Source organism: Paenibacillus sp. USHLN196 (genome assembly GCF_037144955.1).
Classification (GTDB): domain Bacteria; phylum Bacillota; class Bacilli; order Paenibacillales; family Paenibacillaceae; genus Paenibacillus; species Paenibacillus xylanexedens_C.
Genome location: NZ_JBBCYH010000019.1, coordinates 38,291 through 57,460, shown reverse-complemented (window position 1 = coordinate 57,460; position 19,170 = coordinate 38,291). Strand labels below are relative to the sequence as shown.

The following is a 19,170-nucleotide window of genomic DNA, read 5'->3' as shown; positions in this document are numbered from 1 at the left end:
GAGCAGGCTAATACATTCGTCCTTTATTTCAGTTCTGCTGTCAGCGCCAGATTCAGAGCTGTTACATTCACACGCGGCTCCCCGAATATACCCATCTGACGGCCTTCCGTATGCTCATTTACAATTTGCATAAGCTGCTGTTCACTAATTCCCGTAGCTTCGCTAATGCGCGGGATCTGCACCTCAGCAGCTTCAGGAGACAGATCAGGGTCAAGTCCCGAACCTGAACCCGTCACGAGATCAGCGGGGATCTGCTGCATTCCCGGGTTTTCCTGTCTAAGCTGAGCAATCTTTTCCTTCATCTCGCTGATATACTCCTCTGAAGCTACGGCGCGATTCGAACCGGCTGAAGCCGTTGGGTCATAACTGGCATTCGATGCCCGGGGCTGGAACAGCCCCGGCGATTGTATTTCCTGCGCCAGCAGGGACGAGCCGATGATTTTCTCACCTTGCGTAATCAAACTTCCATTCGCCTGCGCAGGAAAGAGAAGCTGGGCTACGCCAGTCGTTACGAGCGGGTAGATTAGGCCGCAGATCAGCATAAGTACGACGGATAACCGTATAGCGGGCAAGAACATGTTCATACAGATCACTTCCTGAATTCATTAGGATAAAAGAATAATGTTGATAAGTGTTGTTATCTCGTTAAAGAATTCCCGACAGAACCAAGTCAATCAGCTTAATCCCGATAAAAGGTACAATCACACCGCCTACGCCATAGATAAACACATTGCGCCCGAGCAGCCTTTCGGCTGACATCGCCCGGTACTTAACCCCCTTCATCGCTATGGGAATGAGCAGTGGAATAATAATAGCGTTGAATATTAGTGCCGACAGGATCGCAGACTGCGGTGAAGCCAGATTCATAATATTTAGTGCCTGAAGCTGCGGCATAGCGAGGATGAACATAGCTGGAATGATGGCAAAATACTTCGCGATATCATTGGATATCGAAAAGGTTGTGAGCGCGCCGCGTGTAATCAGCAACTGTTTGCCAATGGAGACGATCGACAATAGCTTGGTCGGGTCGGAATCCAGGTCAATCATGTTGGCCGCTTCTTTGGCCGCCATGGTGCCCGAATTCATCGCCAGGCCCACATCGGCCTGCGCCAGAGCAGGAGCATCGTTCGTACCATCGCCCGTCATGGCGACGAGTTTGCCCTCCTGCTGCTCTTTTTTGATCGCCGCAATCTTGTCCTCGGGCTTCGCTTCGGCAATAAAATCATCAACGCCCGCTTCCAGCGCTATGGTCGCTGCGGTCAGCGGATTATCGCCTGTACACATAATGGTCTTGATGCCCATGGCGCGCATCTCGGCGAACTTCTCTTTCAGCCCTGGCTTCACGGTATCTTTCAGATAGATCACACCGTAGATTCGCTCATCGATGGCTACAGCAAGCGGCGTGCCTCCAGCCTTCGCAATACGATTTGCAATCTCATCCAGATCATCGGGTATGCGACCTCCTTCGGAAGCAATATAACGTTTGATCGCATCCACGGCACCTTTACGAATCTTCATACCGTTACTCAGATTGAGACCGGACATCCGAGTCTCTGCTGTGAATTCTACATTTTCCGCATTCGCATACTCCGTCTCAGACCAGCTCTGACCTTGTTTACCTGCCAATTCCACAACAGAACGTCCTTCCGGGGTCTCATCCCGCACAGAAGCCTGTAAAGCAGCTTGCGTCATCTCTGAAGCAGTAATGCCCTGAACGGGAATAAACTCAGATGCCATGCGGTTTCCGTATGTGATCGTTCCTGTTTTGTCCAAAATCAACGTATCGATATCTCCGGCCGCTTCTACCGCTTTACCCGACATAGCCAGCACATTGAACTGCGTAACACGGTCCATCCCGGCAATACCAATCGCAGACAGTAACCCACCAATTGTGGTTGGGATCAAGCAGACGAGCAGCGCGATTAGGGTCGCCAGATCCAGTCGAATACCCAGGTAATTCGCCATCGGGACCATCGTCAGAATGACGATCAAAAAGATCAGGGTTAATACGGCGAGCAGGGTTGTCAACGCAATTTCATTGGGTGTTTTCTGGCGCTGAGCACCCTCAACCAGAGAGATCATCCGGTCAAGGAATGACTCACCCGGATCGGTCTGAACACGCATGACGATGTAATCGGACACGACGCGTGTACCTCCGGTAACGGAGGAGAAATCGCCTCCTGCCTCCTTGATAACTGGTGCGGATTCTCCCGTAATGGCCGATTCATCAATGGAGGCCAAGCCTTCTGTAATTTCACCGTCCGTTGGGATCAGTTCACCGACTTCCACGCGGACCATATCACCTTTTTTCAACTGGGTCGAAGACACTTGCCGGATTGTTCCATCCTTCTGCACCAGATTGGCCAGGGTGTCCGACTTCGTCTTGCGTAACGTATCCGCCTGAGCCTTACCTCTGCCTTCTGCAAGTGCCTCCGCGAAGTTAGCGAACAGCAGCGTGAACAGCAAAATGAAAAACACGGCGATGTTGTACCCGCGTCCAGCCTCGGATGCGGCGAATAGATCGGGATTAATGCATAATAAGAGCGTAATGAATGTACCTACCTCGACAATAAACATGACCGGATTTTTGATCATGACCACCGGATTTAGCTTTTTGAACGCATCGAGTGAAGCCTGAAGTATCATATCCTTGCTTAACGACCGTTTCGATCCGGGATCACGTTGAATATTACCGCGGTTGTTATCCGGCTCATTGCCCTTCGATCTGAACATTTCTGTATCCATGTGTTGCATCGTCTGTTCCTTCTTTCGTTCGACTGCATTCATCGTGCACTGCCACCTCCATACGTTACGTCCTTGCACCAATTCCTCTGTTGCCCCCCTGTTATATCCCTCATTGAATCATCGCCAGATGCTCTGCAATCGGTCCAAGAGCAAGCGACGGGAAGAACGTAAGCGCGCCGACAACAACGATCATCATGACCAAGATGCCAGCAAATAAAGGCGTGTGTGTACGCAGTGTACCTGTAGTTACCGGTACAACCCGTTTCGTAGCGAGTGAACCCGCAATGGCCAGCATGGCGATCATCGAAACGTACCTCCCCAGCAGCATAACGATACCAATCGCAATGTTGTAAAAGTCTGTATTGGCATTTAGTCCGGCAAAAGCCGATCCATTATTGGCCGCACCTGAGGCAAAAACATAGAGAACCTCGGTCAGACCATGCATGCCCCCATTCGAGATGGACGCAATGGCTTCAGGCCGCATAAGCGCGAGTGCCGTTGGCGCAAGAATAATCAAAGGATGAATGAGCAACGCAATGGATGCGAGCTTCACCTCTTTGCCCTCAATTTTTTTGCCCAGAAACTCAGGTGTTCGTCCCACCATTAATCCACAGATAAACACAGCCAGAATCACATACAACAGTCCGTTGATTAGCCCTACTCCTTTGCCGCCAAACACATTATTGAGCATCATCTGGGCCAGTGACACCATACCTCCAAGCGGAGTGAGCGACTCATGCATATTATTGACCGATCCTGTTGTAGCCGCCGTCGTGACCGCTGTAAATAAAGCCGACTCCGGTATGCCGAACCTGACCTCTTTCCCCTCCATATTGCCTTGAAGACCTACTGCATCCAGTGCGGGTACACCTCGATATTCGGAGACAAATACGGTGGTCAACATCACAAGGAAAAGAAAACTCATCGCCGCGAACAATGCCCAACCCTGCTTCCGGTTATTGACCATCAAGCCGAAGGCGTATACCAGTGCCGTTGGCAGCAGCATCATGCAGACGATATGCACCAGATTGCTCAGGGCCGTCGGATTCTCGAATGGATGTGCAGCATTGGTTCCAAACCAGCCACCACCGTTGGTGCCAATGTGTTTGATCGACTCCAGTGAGGCGACCAGTCCACGTGAGATGGTCTGCTGCGCGCCTTCCAGCGTGGTTGCGTTCACCGCTCCCGCGAGCGTCTGAGGCACACCCTGGAACACAAGGAACAAGGCCACGATGAAGCTCAGGGGTAAAAAAATTCTCGTAATCGACCGTACAAGGTCAACGTAAAAGTTCCCCAGTTCATCCCGGCGGCCTACCAGCCCGCGAATGAATGCAATGGCTACTGCGAATCCCGTCGCTGCGGACGTAAACATCGGGAACGTCACTGCCAGCATCTGTGACAGGTACGACAGGGCATTCTCGCCCGTATACGACTGCCAGTTCGTATTGGTCATGAAAGATACGGCCGTATTAAATGCCTGTGCGGCAGGCATATTACCAATCCCATCCGGGTTAAGTGGCAAATACTTTTGCAGCCGCAGCACCAGAAACATTAACACCAACATCACGAAGTTGGAGAGGAGAACCGCCGTAAGGTACTTTTTCCACCCCATGGATTCGTTCTCGCGTACTCCCATCACTCGATAGAGCAGTCGCTCCGGTCCGCCAAAAACCCGATCCAGCCCCGTTCGCTGTCCATCGAACACGTTCACTACATATTTCCCCACCGGTTTCACCAACAGCAGGATGATCAGTAGCGTCACTGCTACTTGCACTACACCGATACCCATATCCGCATTTCCTCCCTATTCGACGTTCCCTTGTTCCCGTATTACGCACATCGCCAGCATTAGAATTTCTCCGGCTTCACCAGCACATAACCGAGATAAATCACCAGTGCGAGCACAATCATGCCGATGACGATCATCTGGCTTCCCCCTCTCTACCCTCAAGCCTTCTCGCAGAATTTCACGAATCCCCAAAACACCGCAAACAGCAGCACAACCAATCCAATCATCGTGGCATCATTCACCATGCGCCCTTCCTCCCTCTCTACCGTTCTCTGCAACTGCTACATGTAAAATCGTAATACGAAACGCTGTAAAAAAGGGGTAAAGAAATGCCTCCACAGGTGTAAAAAAAGCGTAAAAAAAGACCCGCTCTCCTCAGCTATAGGCTGAAAAGAACGGGTCTATAAGGTTTACCATTTATCCAAATGGATTCTGTGCCCACTGCAATAATCTCTTTTTTGTAATTTTGCCATGCGAGGTATGTTTGACGACTTGTCCCTGATCGAGCAGGAGTACCTGTGGTGACTCATGATGAACCTCTGTCTCTTCCGCAATGTGACGGGATAACGAACGATTTTCAATCACTTTGACGATGCGGTAATCCATGGGTTGTTTGGGATCTGATGCATTGGTGCCCACAAACGCCATAAACTCTCTGTACGCTCTCGCACTGGTCGGACACGTCGTGCTGTGCTTCAGGATAAGCACCGGATGATCCTGCGAGCGATGAAGCGCGTCTTCCCAGTCACTTGGTTTGTGCAATTCACGGACATGTTCGCTGAGCATATGTTCCGAGTCCGACCCGGCACGTTTGCTAACCACCGAACCAATCACAATGCCAAGCGCCACGCCAAAAGCAATCCCGAGTCCAAGCTGCTGCGTAGCCGTACCAATGCTGACTCCCATAGCCGTTCCTATAGCAAGCCATACGGCTTGATGATTTACTTTTTTCTTCATGCAGATCTTCCCTTCCTGAAATATGTATATCAGGGCTATAACTTCCTACCTTATATTCTGATCAAATTATAGCATAGGCTTCTGCGAGCAGGCCTTGATAATCTTCATCTCCGGGTACAGATTTCAGTGATTGGATTTATGCAAAATGCTCATTTGTGATACACTGATTGTAATTTGGAAACGATGAACATGAAGAATGGATTGGAAGGGCGGAAATTCCATATGACATACGCGTTTATGATTGAACCGCAGGATTTTATTGCGCTGGAGAACGAAGATGAGCTGATTGAGAAATGTCAGGAGTGGGGCCTGCTTTCGGGTAAAGCGACCAAACTCAAAACGTTCTATTATAAAGGAAACGGATTGAACATGCCGTGCACCATCATTGGATATGTCGATCACATGGCAGCCGTTATTCAACTGGATAATGGACAAAAGCATTGTATTCACCCGTCGTATTTGAAGGAAATGCAAGCATCCAGTTACAGTGCCAGAAGCATAAGTACTGCCGTTACAGATCGAAGCACAGAACCCTCAATTTCGGATACAGTTACACCAGTTACCCCTGCTAATGTTACGCCAACTCCTGATGCCCTGGCTAACCCGGATGAAATTCCGGCAGATCTGGATGATGCGGAAGATACGGATACAGATGAGTTCTCCTCGGGGCTGAAGGGTGATCCGGACGGGCTGGTGGAAGAGTATGTTGGACCTCAGAGCGGGGCAGCCAGTGAAGCCAAACCCAAAGCCAAAACAGCGAGCAAAGCCAAATCCGTCAAGATTGATCTGCCAGAAGGCAAAGTGAAGATGAGTGCCGTTGTCAAAGAATTCACCACTGTGCCGAATCACTTCTCTGACAATGACGATGAAGTCATCATCTATGAAGCAGTTACCATCACGGAGCCAGACGTCATCGATGTTGGGGAAGCCTGGTCGAGCCACAGTGCTACGGTTAAGAAACAAGAACTGGAAGTGGGAGATGTTATCACGTTTGAAGCGAAAATTATCAAGAAGAAGCTGACACGTAACCCGGTTCCTTATAAAATCAACAACCCTTCCAAGATTCAAAAGGAAGGTTAATCTCACAATCACCGCAAAAAACCTCCACAACTGCTCAAAGCAGATCGCGGAGGTTTTTGCAATTGGAAAGCTATATTTAGTGAAGAGTACGCTCTTAAGCTTGTTCCGGTGTAGCACTGATCTGAAATTGCACGCCAAACTTGTCAACAACCGAACCGTAAGCTGGACTCCAGAACGTCTCTTGTATCGGCATTTTCACTTCGCCGCCATCTTGCAGTTGGTTGAAAATTGCTTTGGCTTCTTCCGCCGTATCCGTGTTCACTGTAACCGTAATATGATTACCTACAGTGTGCGGCATGCCTGGAAACGTATCAGACAACATTAATACCGAGCTGCCAATCTGCAAGGAAGCATGCATAATGCGGTCTTTCGCTTCTGGCGGGATGGGGTGATTCGGGTCAGACGGACCATCGCCAAATGTTTGAAGCGCGAGCACTTCGGCTCCAAATGCCTTTTGATAAAATTCTACCGCTTCACGTCCATTACCGTCTGTAACCAGATACACATTCAAGCTGATCGACATGCGTTCTTCATCTCCTTGGGCTCTTGTAATTATACGATTCACGCCACTTGCGACATGAGTATATATGAACAGGTTGTCCTTTGACAAGGTATATTTTCTCACTACTTCTGTTGGACCGTTACACGATTAGGGTTACCAAATAATTTTTAATCCATCCCTCTCTCCATCACTTCTTGCGCCTGCGTATATAATAGAGAACAGCGATCACAACACCCGGAACCAGTGCTGCAAAACTGGCATAAATCAAACACCATTTCAACAAGGTACATATCGGAGTAAGTTCAGCGAATACAGGCGTTCGTTTATTCAGCACGTTCTGTCCTCTTTCCGAGAAAAAAAAAAAGACCACTCTCCCGAATCCTGTCGGTAAAATGGTTGTGTTCAATCCTATAAAGTTATCGCGTTTGAACGATGCTATCTATTTCACTTTTCAATAAGAGGTATCGGTGAACACTTCTCATGATCGGGACCTTCGTTAGTTTGTTCTTGTCCACGTACAGTTTCATCTGGTCTTTGGTCAAACCGAGCAAACTTCCAGCTTCCGATACCGTCAATACTACCTCTGGGTTCGTAGCATTAAACGTCCTCTTTACTTTCTGATTCCAGTCCTCGAATACCTGCATAGATCAGCGACCTCTCCTATCCATAGCCAGTTATTATCAGGCTGAATGTATCTATTATACCATACTTGTGCTACTTGTAGCTTAATCCTTGGAGAGATCCATAATCTGATAGTCATTTCCTTCTTGACCCTGACGTTAACTGGAGGGTTTATACTGGCTGCAGGAGGGGATTAGCATGAGCATGTCACCTGAACATGTAACCAGGAAACGACGCAGCAGTGGTATAGCCATTATTGGAATGAGTTGGTTAACGATGACATTAGGTCTGTTTTTTGCTACACTCGCAGGGGAGCTTGTCAGCACTATTGGTGCTGCTAAATGGATGGTTCATCTCACCCAGGCTGTTGTCATTATTAGTATCGTCTTCCCCGTACTATTCGTCATTCGGAGACGCTTCCACATGAAGTCCGTTCTTCTTCCTCTGACAGGAAAAGGCATAATTCACTTGCTCTCCGGGGCATTATTTGCCACTTCTCTGGCCTTGACCGGTTTGATGATAGCCAGTATGAACGGCTGGATTACAATTACGGAATGGCACTTCTCAGCTGAGTTCTTGATTGCTGTCATAATCAATAGCTGTATCGCTTTCTTGTATGAAGCTTTGCCAGAGGAACTGTCCATGCGAGGCATGGTATATGATGGATTGCGCTCTAGACTGCGACTTCCTGTGTTTTTCGCTTATGTATCTCAAATCATACTCTTTCTGCTGGTTCCAATGAGCGTCAGCCTTTTGCAAGAGCTCATCGGTATGGACGCCGGAAACCAAATAACCCTGGATTACATGATCTTGCTCTTGACCTATGGTACTACGTTACAGCTTCTGCGCAGTTTGACCAGATCTTTATGGGCCTCCATCGGATTTCATATCGCTTACCTGGAAGTAGCCAGATTCGTTGTTATTCCAGGTGATAGACCTGCATTGTTAAGCTATACCACGCAAGATAACGGGTTTGCCGAAATATTTATTTTGTATATGATGATGGTCTTCGTCGGTGCGATCATTCTGGCAGTACTCAATTCATGGCGCTGGTGGAGAATAAAGAAATCATGAGGGAGGGTTCTGCCTGTTGTATACCGTCGGACAACTATCCAAACATACCGGAGTATCTATACGAACACTGCATTATTATGAGAAGCTGGGTTTGCTGCGACCGGCCCGTAATGAGAACAATCAATATCGCTTATATGGTGAAAAGGACATTATGCGGCTTCAGCAGATTACCATTCTGAAGAAAATGCATTTTAAATTAAATGAGATTGGAGAATTCCTCGATCAGGATGCTGCCCACTCTGCGCCGGAGAGTACCCTCACTTTATGGAATCATACGTTGGAACAACAAATGGCCGTTGTCAAGGAACAGCAGGAGAGATTAAGCAAGGTCGAGCATCTTCTTTTTTCAACCATATATGCCATCAGAGCCTCCGGTAGAATCAACCTAGATGAGATGATGGGTTTCATCCGTGAACTGGATCAGCCTCCAGGCAGGTCCCGTCGAGATGTTTTTACACCGGAAGAAATCGAATCGCTACCCCTGAATAATCAGAACAATTCACTATCCCTGGAATGGGCCGATATTCTTAAAGAAATTCATACATGCAAGATGGAACCAGCGGATTCCGAAGCCTCACGATTACTGGCCATCCGAATCTATGATTATGCTGAAAGGGCTTTTCAAGGGAATGCAGAATTGGCAGAAAAATATTGGGATTATATCGCCCCGGCGGATGATCAACCAGCCCGTGTGTATGGTATGACAACGGAAACCATGCATTACATTGAAACAATCCTTGACCGATGGACAGTCGAGAATCCTAGGGGTCAACTATAAGAGCCACTTCGAAAAGTGACCCTTCATCCATTTCCTCGCAATGCTTTGTTACGCTTCTTTCCAGAAGCGACGCAGGTTGTCCATGGCAATCTTGGATGCCGACTTGCATTCCTCCATGCCCTCGAACTCCACTGTAATGTTGCCATCGTAACCGGAATCTTTGATGAGCTTTACAATTTTACGGATTGGAATATCCCCTTGTCCAACGATAGCACCACGAAGGAAATTGCCGTAAGCCGTCAGAAACCATTCACCCTCACCCGGATGCTCATCATAAGGACGGAAGTAGAAGTCTTTGAAGTGGACCAGAGAAGCGTACGGCAGATTTTTCATGACACCGATGATCGGGTTCTCATCCACACACATGAAATTGCCAATATCGAGTGTTGTTTTGAAATTCGGACGATCTACAGCATGCAGCACACGCTGCACCCGGTCACTCGCCTGCACGCTGAAGCCGTGATTCTCAATGGTTGTGGTGATACCAAACTGCGCGGCATAGTCCGCAATAATCTGGCTTCCCCGTACCATCAGAGGCAGATGTTCCTCAAACCAGGCAATGGTCATCTTCTCCTTTGGCAGGGTAAACGCCGTGACGTCATGACGCATATGTTTTACACCCATCCGATGCACGACATCCACATGTCTTTTGACCCGAGCCATCTCTTCAGCAAACGCCTCTTCCGTCTCCTGCACAAAATTGGCTGGCATCGAGTAGTTGGACAGTTCAATACCAGCAGATGCCGCCCGTTCCCGAATCGCATCAGCCAGATCATGATTATCCTCCACGGTATAACCGTAAGGCACCATCTCCATATGCTCGCCGCCGTTCGCCGCAATCCAGTCGATCACATCCAGCACCGTCATCTCACCCGAATTCAAATCGTTCAACAAACTATACGTGCTCAGGCCCACTCTCATCTGCTCAACTCCCTATCGATATTGTTGGATAAATTGAACTGCCTTGCGAATGTCCCTCTCCGGCTGATCGCCTACCTCACGCTCAATCGTCAGATAACCGGTGTACCCAATCTCCTGAAGAGCTGCAAAGTATCCGTCAAAATCAACGCTACCCTCGCCCAGTGGCACCTCACGGAAGAAGGTTCCGGAAGAGACCATCTCGGCAATCTTATCGTGATCCATAGGCGCATAACCGACTGCACCGTATACATCTCTTGGGTCCACTTCCTTTAGCCGCACCCCATCCTTCACATGGGTATGTACGATGTAATCCTTGAGCAGATGAACGCCCCGCGCCGGATCATCTCCGGTCACCATCACCATATTCGCCGGGTCAAAATTCACCGATACTCCGTTGGTCGACAGCGTATCCAGAAATCCTTTCAAATCAGCAGCCGTTTCCGGTCCTGTCTCAATGGCAAAGTATGCACCAACACTTTTGGCATATTGGCCCAGCTCCTCACAAGCAGCGTGAAGCGTAGCGTAGACTTCCGATGAAGAATCATGTGGAACAATACCGATATGTGTTGTGACGATGTTGGTGCCCAGATCCAAAGCGAGATCCACGATTCGCTTCGACTTCTCTACTTTCCACGGATTATCTTCCTTGACCTGAAACCCATGTCCACCCAGATCGCCGACCAATGCTGAAATGTCGAGACCTAGAGAATCGATGTAACTCTTTAACTCTTTGCGCGCCGCAGGCGACAAATTTTCGGGGTCCATCTCTCCCTTGACGGCGTAGATCTGCACACCTTCTGCACCTACGTCTTTGGCTTTGTTCAACCCTTCCCGTACGCCTACACCAAAGCTATCCACGATAACACCGATCTTGTTCGTTAATTTCATGTCATACCTCCCGTGATTGAATGAGTAACTCTACGTTCTCATGTAAATGTAAGGTTCGACTCATTACTGATATCAACAAGTTTCACCGACTTGATCTCATACGGTTTAAAGGTCAGTTCGAATGCTCCATTCACACTAGCCAACGGATGGATCTCATCCTCCAACAGATTAATGATAGACGCTTTGATTTCCTTTTCAGCCCACTGGACATGCACCGTTTCTCGACTGCCTGATGATTCGTAGAAACGTAGTACCGTTCCCGAGCCATCTTCTGCAGGCTTAATTGCATCCAGAATGACATGTTCACTCTGGAACTGAATCCAAGCGTGTTCTGCTGGCAATGGACCAGAATGCTGACTCGCTGCCACAACCTCCAACGGATGGTTAAGCTCCATCGCCCGACTAACCACGGCAGCTTGTCGCCAATCCCCCTGATGGGGCAGAAATGAATACGTGAATTCATGATCGCCCTGATCGGCATGTTCATCCGGCCATTTCGGGGCACGAAGCAGGGACAGACGTATCGTCCGATCCTTGATGTCATAGCCGTACTTGCAATCATTCAGCAAACTCACACCGCTGTTGCCCTCCGAGATATCTGCCCAACGATGTCCGCAGACCTCGAACTGTGCCTGCTCCCAACTGGTGTTGTTATGAGTTGGACGCTCCAGCGCTCCAAACGGAATCTCATAGGCAGCTTTGGCTGCTACCAGATCCACCGGAAAGGCCACCTTCAGCAGCTTATGACTCTCATTCCAATTCACTTTCGTGTGGAAATCAACCCGCCGCTGGTGGCGATACAAAATGATATCCTGGCTGATCTCCGATTGATTCAGCTTCCAGACAAAACGCAGTACATCTCGCGTAGCCCCGCGCTGTACAACCTCTCTGGAGATCAACTGCACTGCACCTGCCCGCTGGGATTCAAATCGTGGATCGATATCCCATGCATCCCAGTACGTCGGTTTGTCGTGGAAAAACTGCCACTCATTCGCCCGATCACCGGGCTTCAGCCAGTCGCGTCCTACCGTTTTGTCATACCATCTGGTGATCTCCCCCAAATCATTGAACTCAAGCGTGTAAAATTCGGTTTCCCACGTGGAAGGGAAGGATTCTTCTTCCCTTACTGAAAGGATAACATCCGGTGCCTCTCGCAGCCATATAGTTGTGTACCCAAAGGCAGGAATCGATGGAACATGCACGAGCAGCGTATACTTGTCTTCCTTTTGCTCAAGATCACAGGCCAGACGGCTCCCTTGACGATCGAATGCAGCCAATCCGGCAAGCCGGGCATCCCCTGTAATGGTGATATTCTCTCCTCGTTCCCAGCCGAGGCTGTTGAATATAATGTAGGGGAGACCATCCATTCCATCTGTCGTAACCCTGTCCGCAAGGGTATCCAGCGTTTCTTGCAGTGCGGATCTACCTAATGCAAATACCTTCGTGTACTCCTCGGTAGACGTTACGTATACTTCAGGAATCGACGTCCCCGGAATAATATCATGGAATTGGTTGAGCATGATCAGCTTCCAGCCTTCATCCAGATCATTCTTCCTGTGTGCGGAGCAAGCTCCGGCAAACTGCCCCCAGATCTCCGCTTCCCGATACAATACCTCTGCCTTTCGGTTGCTACGTTTGTTCCTCGCATGAGTCGTGTACGTTCCGCGATGCAGTTCCAGGTACAAGTCCCCGTGCCATTTCGGCAATGTCGGTTTATTAATCGATATGTCTTCAAAAAAAGCGCCTGCTGTGCTGAATTTGCTGATCGGCTGTCCCACCATAAAATGGGACCGCTCCGCAAACTCCACCATCTCATCGGTTACGCCACCACCACCATCGCCATGTCCGTAAAGCAACATTTGCTCAGGGTACACATCCTTTTGTTTGTATGATTGCCAATGTTCATCCACATCTTTGGGCCTTGTGTGCTCATTCACCCCATGATTCAGATAAGCCAGCACGGAAGTACCGTCAATGCCTACCCAGTCGAACAGGTCATAAGGGAACGCATTGGTATCATTCCAATTCAGCTTCGTGGTCATAAAATAAGGAATATCCGCGAGCTTCAGCATCTGCGGCAAGGAAGCACAGTAGCCGAATGTATCGGGCAGCCATTCAATGTTGGATCGTTTACCAAACTCCGCCTGATAGAAGTTCTGTCCATATAGAATCTGTCGAACCAATGACTCGCCGCTCGGAATATTCAGATCCGGCTCCACCCACATGCCTCCAACCAATTCCCAGCGGCCTTCGGCAATGCGGACTTTAACTCGCTCGTACAGCTCCGGGTAATGATCCTTCACGAAGGCATACAACTGCGGCTGGCTTTGGGAATACACAAAATCCGGGTACGTATCCATCAACGTACACATGGTCGAGAACGTACGACTGGATTTGCGCACCGTCTCACGCACAGGCCATAGCCAAGCAATATCAATATGGGATTGCCCAACCAGATGCATGAAGCCACTCCGATATTCCTCCGGGTCTTCCTGCTGTACCGACTGCGCTAATCCATGTTCGAAGTTCTGTATCCAGGCTGCATCACTCCACCGGTCTGGGTCATTGTACATCCCATCCATCACCTGATGAATGACCTGAGTAAGCACCATCCGTTTGGGCTCCTTCTCGGTATATGCCCGGAGTGACTCGGCGAGTACCGTAACGCTGTACATCAGGCTCTGGAGTGGCTGGTTCACATGAACCAATGCTGCCCGAATGCCCCGAATAGGCGGCTGAATAACGGCTTGTCGGTTGAGTGGATCATGCGGCTCTGGAATCGGATCGTAGAGTTCAATCTCCAACTGCGGTGTATTCCCTACCCGACTTCTCGGCAGAGGTACGAATCCGTGATTTCGATCCAGTCCGTGATAAGGTATGCCATTCACCTTCAGCAGCCCTTCTCCTCCGGCTTCAAAGATCAACCCAACAGCCTGATCCTCCCAACTGTCCGGAATCTCTATACGTTTGCTCAGAAAATACGTCGTGCCGTGTACGCTGTTCAGCGGATTCAAGCTTGGCATGGCCTTGTCTGTCTGCTCATCTTTATGTTCATATTCCTGTTCGTACTCGTATTCCCCTGGCAGGATATATTTGGCCCGCTGCATCTCCCACGCTGGAAGCTCGATTGTATCCAGCCATTGCCGCTGCTTCAGATCTTCGATGAATCGCTGAATTCGAATCATACCTCCACCCCCACCTTCTGGATCTGCAGACTGCAAGCAGTCCATTCTGTGGAACTACGGCCAACCATGAGCCTGAATTCACCCGGTTCCACGACAGACTGGAGACGGGAGTCGACCAGTGCGAGGTGTTCCTTTTGCACAGGGAACGTAACGGTCTGGGTCTGTCCTGGCTCCAGATGGATTTTACGAAAACCTTTCAGTGACATTTCAGCCCGGGTGACCGAAGCCGATACATCGGTGATATACAACTGCACAACCTCGCTTCCCGCAACCGCGCCGGTATTCGTGACTTCAACCATCACCTGTGCCTCATCTTCTGGGCTGATTACGTCCGGTATAACCCTTACATTCTCGTATTTGAATTCGGTATAGCTCAGTCCATATCCGAACGGATACTGCGGCGCAAGATCCATCTCCAGATACCGCTTGCCACGAGTGCGTTTGGCATGATAGTAGACTGGGAGTTGACCAACATGCTTGGGAATGGAGACGGTCAGGCGACCCGATGGATTCACATCGCCAAACAGAATATCTGCAATTGCGTTACCGCCTTCCTGTCCTGGGTACCACGCTTCCACAATGGCATGAACATGCTCATCAATCCAAGGTTCAGCAATGGGACGGCCGTTAATATACACCACAATAACCGGTTTCCCCAGCTCATGTACCTCCTGCACGAGCTCCAATTGAACACCCATGAGATTCAGGGACGCCCGATCAATGCCCTCACCGCACTCCATGTCGTTCCATGGATCATCGGTTACCACAGACGCACCTGTCCGCAAGTCTATCGTACCTTCGCCAAAATCGCGGGCACTGGACCCTCCCATCACCATCACAATGGCATCTGCCTGTTCCGCACAGGCCAGCGCTTGCGCAAATCCCTCTCTGGAGTCGCCTTTAATCCGGCAGCCAGGCGCGTACAGCACCTGACCCGAATCAGCGCCAAGCTTGCGCGTAATGCCATCCAGTACGGTGACGATCTGCTCTCTCGGTTGTGGCGAGGTATAGTCCCCAAGTTGGTTATAGATATGGTTCGCGTTCGGACCAATGACGGCCAGCTTCGTGCCTGTTTTGGAGAGTGGCAGGGTAGCCCCTTCATTTTTCAGTAAAACAATTCCCTCTTGTGCAACTTCCCTCGCCAGCTGAGTATGGTCTTCACATCCGATAACCCGCTCTGCAAACTCTGGATCAACGAAAGGCTTTTCAAATAACCCAAGTCTGAATTTCATCTCCAACACCCGCCACACAGCCAAGTCCAGATCCTTCTCTTCGATCAGCCCCTGCTCCAACGCCTGACCGAGATGTTTGCGGTACATGTACCCGGACATCTCCATATCTACCCCTGCCTGAAGGGACTGTGCAACGGCCTGCTCCCCGTTCTCAGCGGTGTTATGTCCATGGACCAGCATCTGAATGGCGCCAAAATCAGTAATCACGAATCCTTCAAAACCCCACTGCTCACGCAGAAGGTCATTCAGCAGATACGTACTGGACGTACAAGGTACACCATCAATCTCGTTATACGCGGTCATGACAGAGCATGCTCCGGCTTCCACCGCTTTTTGGAACGGCAACAGATCTATTTCATGCAATTCACGTAGTCCCATATGCACAGGTGCTGCATTACGCCCACCCTCTGAGCTGCCATAAGCCGCAAAATGCTTGAGTGTCGCGACAATCGTCTGGTTGGAATCGAGGCGATCACCCTGTAGTCCCTTCATCGCTTCTACTGCGAATTCACCAATCAAGTAGGGATCTTCGGCAAAACACTCCTCCGTCCGCCCCCATCTCGGGTCACGCACCACATCAAGCACTGGAGAGTAGGTTGCCGCTCCTCCCTGACTCCGGGTCTCCACAGCGATAGCTTCACACATCCTGCGATATAACTCCATGTTCCACGTGCTGCCTACTGTTAACGGTACGGGAAACACAGTTGCTCCAATCGCCATATGTCCATGGGAACACTCTTCTCCGAACAAAATGGGAATGCCCAGCCGAGAATGCTCCATGGCATACTGCTGAATGACATTCGTCGCGACAGCTCCCTGCCGTGGGGACAGCCCCGTCTCAAGTGTCACTTCAGTCCATGGATCGGCCCGAAGCACACCGTACAGAGAACCGACACCACCCTGTGCCATGTCCACTTTGAACTCTTCCGTCACCTGTACTGTACCATCAGCTGCTTTATCATACGTCTTCCACCCCATCGGCTGAATGAGTTGTCCAATCTTCTCTGCCGTTGTCATCCGTCCGATCAGATCCTGAACCCGCTCCTGAATGGGAAGCGAAGCATCTTTATAGTCCATATGCACATTCTCCTTATGCGTTCGGAATTAGTTAGGCGCGTGCACTCACATGGCTTTGCGGTAGTCACTTGGTGCCACACCCACCACGTTCTTGAAAGCCCGGTTGAAGGAATTATAGTTCGTGTATCCCACTTCCTCACTGATCTCCTGAATAGCCTTATCCGTCTCCTGCATGAGCAGCTTGGCTTTTTCGATGCGATGACTAATGAGCAGATCCACAAACTTCTCCCCAATCTCATCCTTGAAAAGCTTGCTCAGATACTTCGGATTAATATCGAATAGATCACTAAGGTAGTTCAGTGACAGATCGGGATTGTTGTAATGCTCTTCGATGTATTTGCGAATCTCCAGAATATGTGATCTGTGTTTTCGGGAACAATGCAGCGTCTGCATCTGCAGCGCCAGTTCCCGGAATCCTTCCCAGCACAGCTCACGCAGATCGTCTAACGTCTCCCAGCCCTCAAGCCTTGGAAGAAGTGGAGTGAATATCGCTGCCCACGACTCCTGATACTCTCGTGGAAGTTCCGCGAATTCCCGATTGTAATGTTGAAATAACAATTGGATCGTATTCATGATCTCCTGACGGGACAGGACAGACTCACTAATCTGTTCAAATAGCCTTTCAAAATGCTTTTCCCAGACATCGTCCGATAAGCGCATCGCCTGAACCAGCAGTGAGATGGTCTTCAGGAACTCATACACATCATTGGTTGAATTCGGCACGTCACTACACGGAATGATACGATTCATCCCCAGTACAGCCTTGTATTCCAGCGCGTGCACAGCTTCTTTCAATGAAGCTCTCAGTCCCCGAATATCGACGGCAACCCGACCAACACCGATGGTCACAGTAAAGTTCAGATACTGATCGATTCTGTCCAAATAACCAGTGAGCAACCGATGCTCGGTCTCCTCGGCCTGTTCCATTTCTGGAATCCAGAGAATGGCGTACAGACGCTGATCGGAGATCCATTCAGCCCACACTTCCGTTCCTTCATGACGTGCACTCTCCTGCAGAATACTGGATAACACGAATTTCAGGAGGGATTGGTCCTGGTGATGATACTCCGTCACAAATGCATCATACCGATCCATCTCGACTACCATGACGGCCCAACGATGCTCCAGCTCAGGCAGTTTGAACTTCTTCATCTCTGCTGTCAGCTCGCTGCCCGTAAAGTCTCGTGTGCCTTCCAAAAGTTCCTGAAAGAACATTTTTTTCTGCAAAATCAGATTTTCCTCATGCTCCTCCTGATACTGCCTCGTCTGATCAATCATGCGTTCCAGCGTCGTATGGATGAATCGGAACTCATTTTCCTTGCCATAGTTCAATCCGGATTGCTTCTGTGAGGAGACGGTCTGAATTAACGTGACAATTTGCTGAATTGGCTTGTAGTTCCTGCGAGTCACATAGATCACCCACACCACCCCGATCAACACAACCACTACCGCAAAGGCAAACCAGATATTATAAAATTGCAGAGCCCATTTGACGATTTTGCCATTATTGAGACCTGTCTGCACCTTCCAACCGCTATAGCTCGACGTAAATTCGGAAAAGACTTCTCCCGACGTAGTTTTAGTGGAAGCTGTAGCCCCTTCTGGCATGCTGCTATCCCACAGATTGCCGCCCGAGCGATTGAAGATGTTCACGAACGTAAATTCCGGATCATACATCTGCATGATGGATTTCCTCAGGGTACTCAGGTCCACGTTCGTGACCACAAGTCCTTTGCCGTTTCCTACACTTCGTACAATCGTAATCACCTGCTCCGTCGCTTGCGAAGGAAAAGCTCGGAACGCTCGTGCTCCTGCCCACTTCTGTTCATCCCTTGACCGGCTGTCTGCAATAAATTCTGCATCCGGGAACTCTTCAATCGGGACAGCCTTCCCGTTACTGAAGACTGTGCCATCCCCATACCGGACGAGATAAATCGAATCAATCAGTGGATACTCTATTTTCAATTCATCAACCACCTGGACCGCCTGAATGCCAGCATACACATCTTCGCTGCCAGATACCGAGAAATAATTCTTCAAGTTAGGGTTGGTCAAAATCTCACGCAGTACCTTGAAGTCGATGGAACGCAGGGAGTTGTCCAGATATTGCGTGACCTGGGAGGCCAGGAATTCATTGGCCTTGAGTGCTTCTCTACGATTCTGTTCATTGAATACCTGGAAGAAAATGAAGAATAGAATGGTCGTTACAATAAAGAAAACAGGCAGATACGATAACAGCAAACGCCTAAACCAATTGTTGTTCATCTCCGAGATCCCCCCACAACTGTTTATACGCATGATGACAATCACAATTACTCGCG

Annotated in this window: 16 protein-coding genes; 3 read left to right on the top strand and 13 right to left on the bottom strand. The window is 49.5% G+C overall.

Features of this window, described 5'->3' with window-relative positions; genetic code table 11:
- Positions 1–23 precede the first annotated feature (23 nt).
- The 5 genes from kdpC to ytxJ form a co-directional block, all read right to left on the bottom strand.
- A complete protein-coding gene (kdpC, locus tag WFI24_RS30215) occupies positions 24–584 on the bottom strand; it encodes a potassium-transporting ATPase subunit KdpC (protein WP_336765559.1) in 561 nt (186 codons plus the stop codon).
- 61 nt (positions 585–645) lie between these two features.
- The gene (gene kdpB, locus WFI24_RS30210; protein ID WP_336765587.1) at positions 646–2,646 is read right to left on the bottom strand and encodes a potassium-transporting ATPase subunit KdpB; all 2,001 of its coding nucleotides are present in this window, start codon (positions 2,644–2,646) and stop codon (positions 646–648) included.
- 208 nt (positions 2,647–2,854) lie between these two features.
- Positions 2,855–4,534 carry a potassium-transporting ATPase subunit KdpA gene (kdpA, locus tag WFI24_RS30205; RefSeq protein WP_442956279.1) on the bottom strand — a complete coding sequence of 560 codons (1,680 nt, stop codon included), beginning with the start codon at positions 4,532–4,534 and terminating at the stop codon, positions 2,855–2,857.
- Between the two features lie 59 nt (positions 4,535–4,593).
- A complete protein-coding gene (locus tag WFI24_RS34590) occupies positions 4,594–4,656 on the bottom strand; it encodes a potassium-transporting ATPase subunit F (protein ID WP_353884092.1) in 63 nt (20 codons plus the stop codon).
- A gap of 295 nt (positions 4,657–4,951) precedes the next feature.
- Positions 4,952–5,491 carry a bacillithiol system redox-active protein YtxJ gene (gene ytxJ, locus WFI24_RS30200; RefSeq protein ID WP_336765558.1) on the bottom strand — a complete coding sequence of 180 codons (540 nt, stop codon included), beginning with the start codon at positions 5,489–5,491 and terminating at the stop codon, positions 4,952–4,954.
- Positions 5,492–5,713: 222 nt separating this feature from the next.
- On the opposite strand from ytxJ, the gene WFI24_RS30195 reads away from it, so the two are divergent.
- Positions 5,714–6,571: a hypothetical protein gene (locus WFI24_RS30195; RefSeq protein ID WP_336765557.1), complete on the top strand. Its 858-nt coding sequence runs from the start codon at positions 5,714–5,716 to the stop codon at positions 6,569–6,571.
- 94 nt (positions 6,572–6,665) lie between these two features.
- Here the strand turns inward: WFI24_RS30195 and WFI24_RS30190 are convergent, their stop codons facing one another.
- From WFI24_RS30190 to WFI24_RS30180, 3 genes are all read right to left on the bottom strand, one after another.
- The gene (locus WFI24_RS30190; RefSeq protein WP_145326348.1) at positions 6,666–7,094 is read right to left on the bottom strand and encodes a VOC family protein; all 429 of its coding nucleotides are present in this window, start codon (positions 7,092–7,094) and stop codon (positions 6,666–6,668) included.
- Between the two features lie 166 nt (positions 7,095–7,260).
- Positions 7,261–7,407 (bottom strand): hypothetical protein, encoded by a 147-nt coding sequence (locus WFI24_RS30185; RefSeq protein WP_336765556.1) that lies wholly within the window; start codon positions 7,405–7,407, stop codon positions 7,261–7,263.
- Positions 7,408–7,489: 82 nt separating this feature from the next.
- On the bottom strand, positions 7,490–7,717 hold the full coding sequence (locus WFI24_RS30180; protein ID WP_145326349.1) for a DNA-binding protein: 228 nt from the start codon (positions 7,715–7,717) through the stop codon (positions 7,490–7,492).
- Between the two features lie 175 nt (positions 7,718–7,892).
- Here WFI24_RS30180 and WFI24_RS30175 point away from each other — a divergent pair, with 175 nt between their 5' ends.
- Both WFI24_RS30175 and WFI24_RS30170 read left to right on the top strand, forming a co-directional pair.
- Positions 7,893–8,768, top strand: a complete 876-nt coding sequence (locus tag WFI24_RS30175; protein WP_336765555.1) for a CPBP family glutamic-type intramembrane protease — start codon at positions 7,893–7,895, stop codon at positions 8,766–8,768.
- 16 nt (positions 8,769–8,784) lie between these two features.
- On the top strand, positions 8,785–9,546 hold the full coding sequence (locus WFI24_RS30170; RefSeq protein ID WP_336765554.1) for a MerR family transcriptional regulator: 762 nt from the start codon (positions 8,785–8,787) through the stop codon (positions 9,544–9,546).
- A 48-nt stretch (positions 9,547–9,594) separates the two neighbouring features.
- Here WFI24_RS30170 and WFI24_RS30165 read toward each other — a convergent pair whose 3' ends face one another.
- Genes WFI24_RS30165 through WFI24_RS30145 form a run of 5 tightly spaced genes read right to left on the bottom strand, consistent with a single transcriptional unit; the run spans position 9,595 to position 19,114 of the window.
- Positions 9,595–10,467 carry a sugar phosphate isomerase/epimerase family protein gene (locus WFI24_RS30165; RefSeq protein WP_336765553.1) on the bottom strand — a complete coding sequence of 291 codons (873 nt, stop codon included), beginning with the start codon at positions 10,465–10,467 and terminating at the stop codon, positions 9,595–9,597.
- Between the two features lie 12 nt (positions 10,468–10,479).
- Positions 10,480–11,355: a sugar phosphate isomerase/epimerase family protein gene (locus tag WFI24_RS30160; RefSeq protein ID WP_336765552.1), complete on the bottom strand. Its 876-nt coding sequence runs from the start codon at positions 11,353–11,355 to the stop codon at positions 10,480–10,482.
- A gap of 38 nt (positions 11,356–11,393) precedes the next feature.
- On the bottom strand, positions 11,394–14,540 hold the full coding sequence (locus tag WFI24_RS30155; RefSeq protein ID WP_336765551.1) for an alpha-mannosidase: 3,147 nt from the start codon (positions 14,538–14,540) through the stop codon (positions 11,394–11,396).
- Positions 14,537–16,849, bottom strand: a complete 2,313-nt coding sequence (locus WFI24_RS30150; RefSeq protein WP_336765550.1) for a glycoside hydrolase family 3 N-terminal domain-containing protein — start codon at positions 16,847–16,849, stop codon at positions 14,537–14,539. Before WFI24_RS30150 ends, WFI24_RS30155 begins: the two co-directional genes overlap by 4 nt.
- 45 nt (positions 16,850–16,894) lie before the next feature.
- The gene (locus WFI24_RS30145) at positions 16,895–19,114 is read right to left on the bottom strand and encodes a helix-turn-helix domain-containing protein (protein WP_336765549.1); all 2,220 of its coding nucleotides are present in this window, start codon (positions 19,112–19,114) and stop codon (positions 16,895–16,897) included.
- Positions 19,115–19,170: the final 56 nt, after the last annotated feature.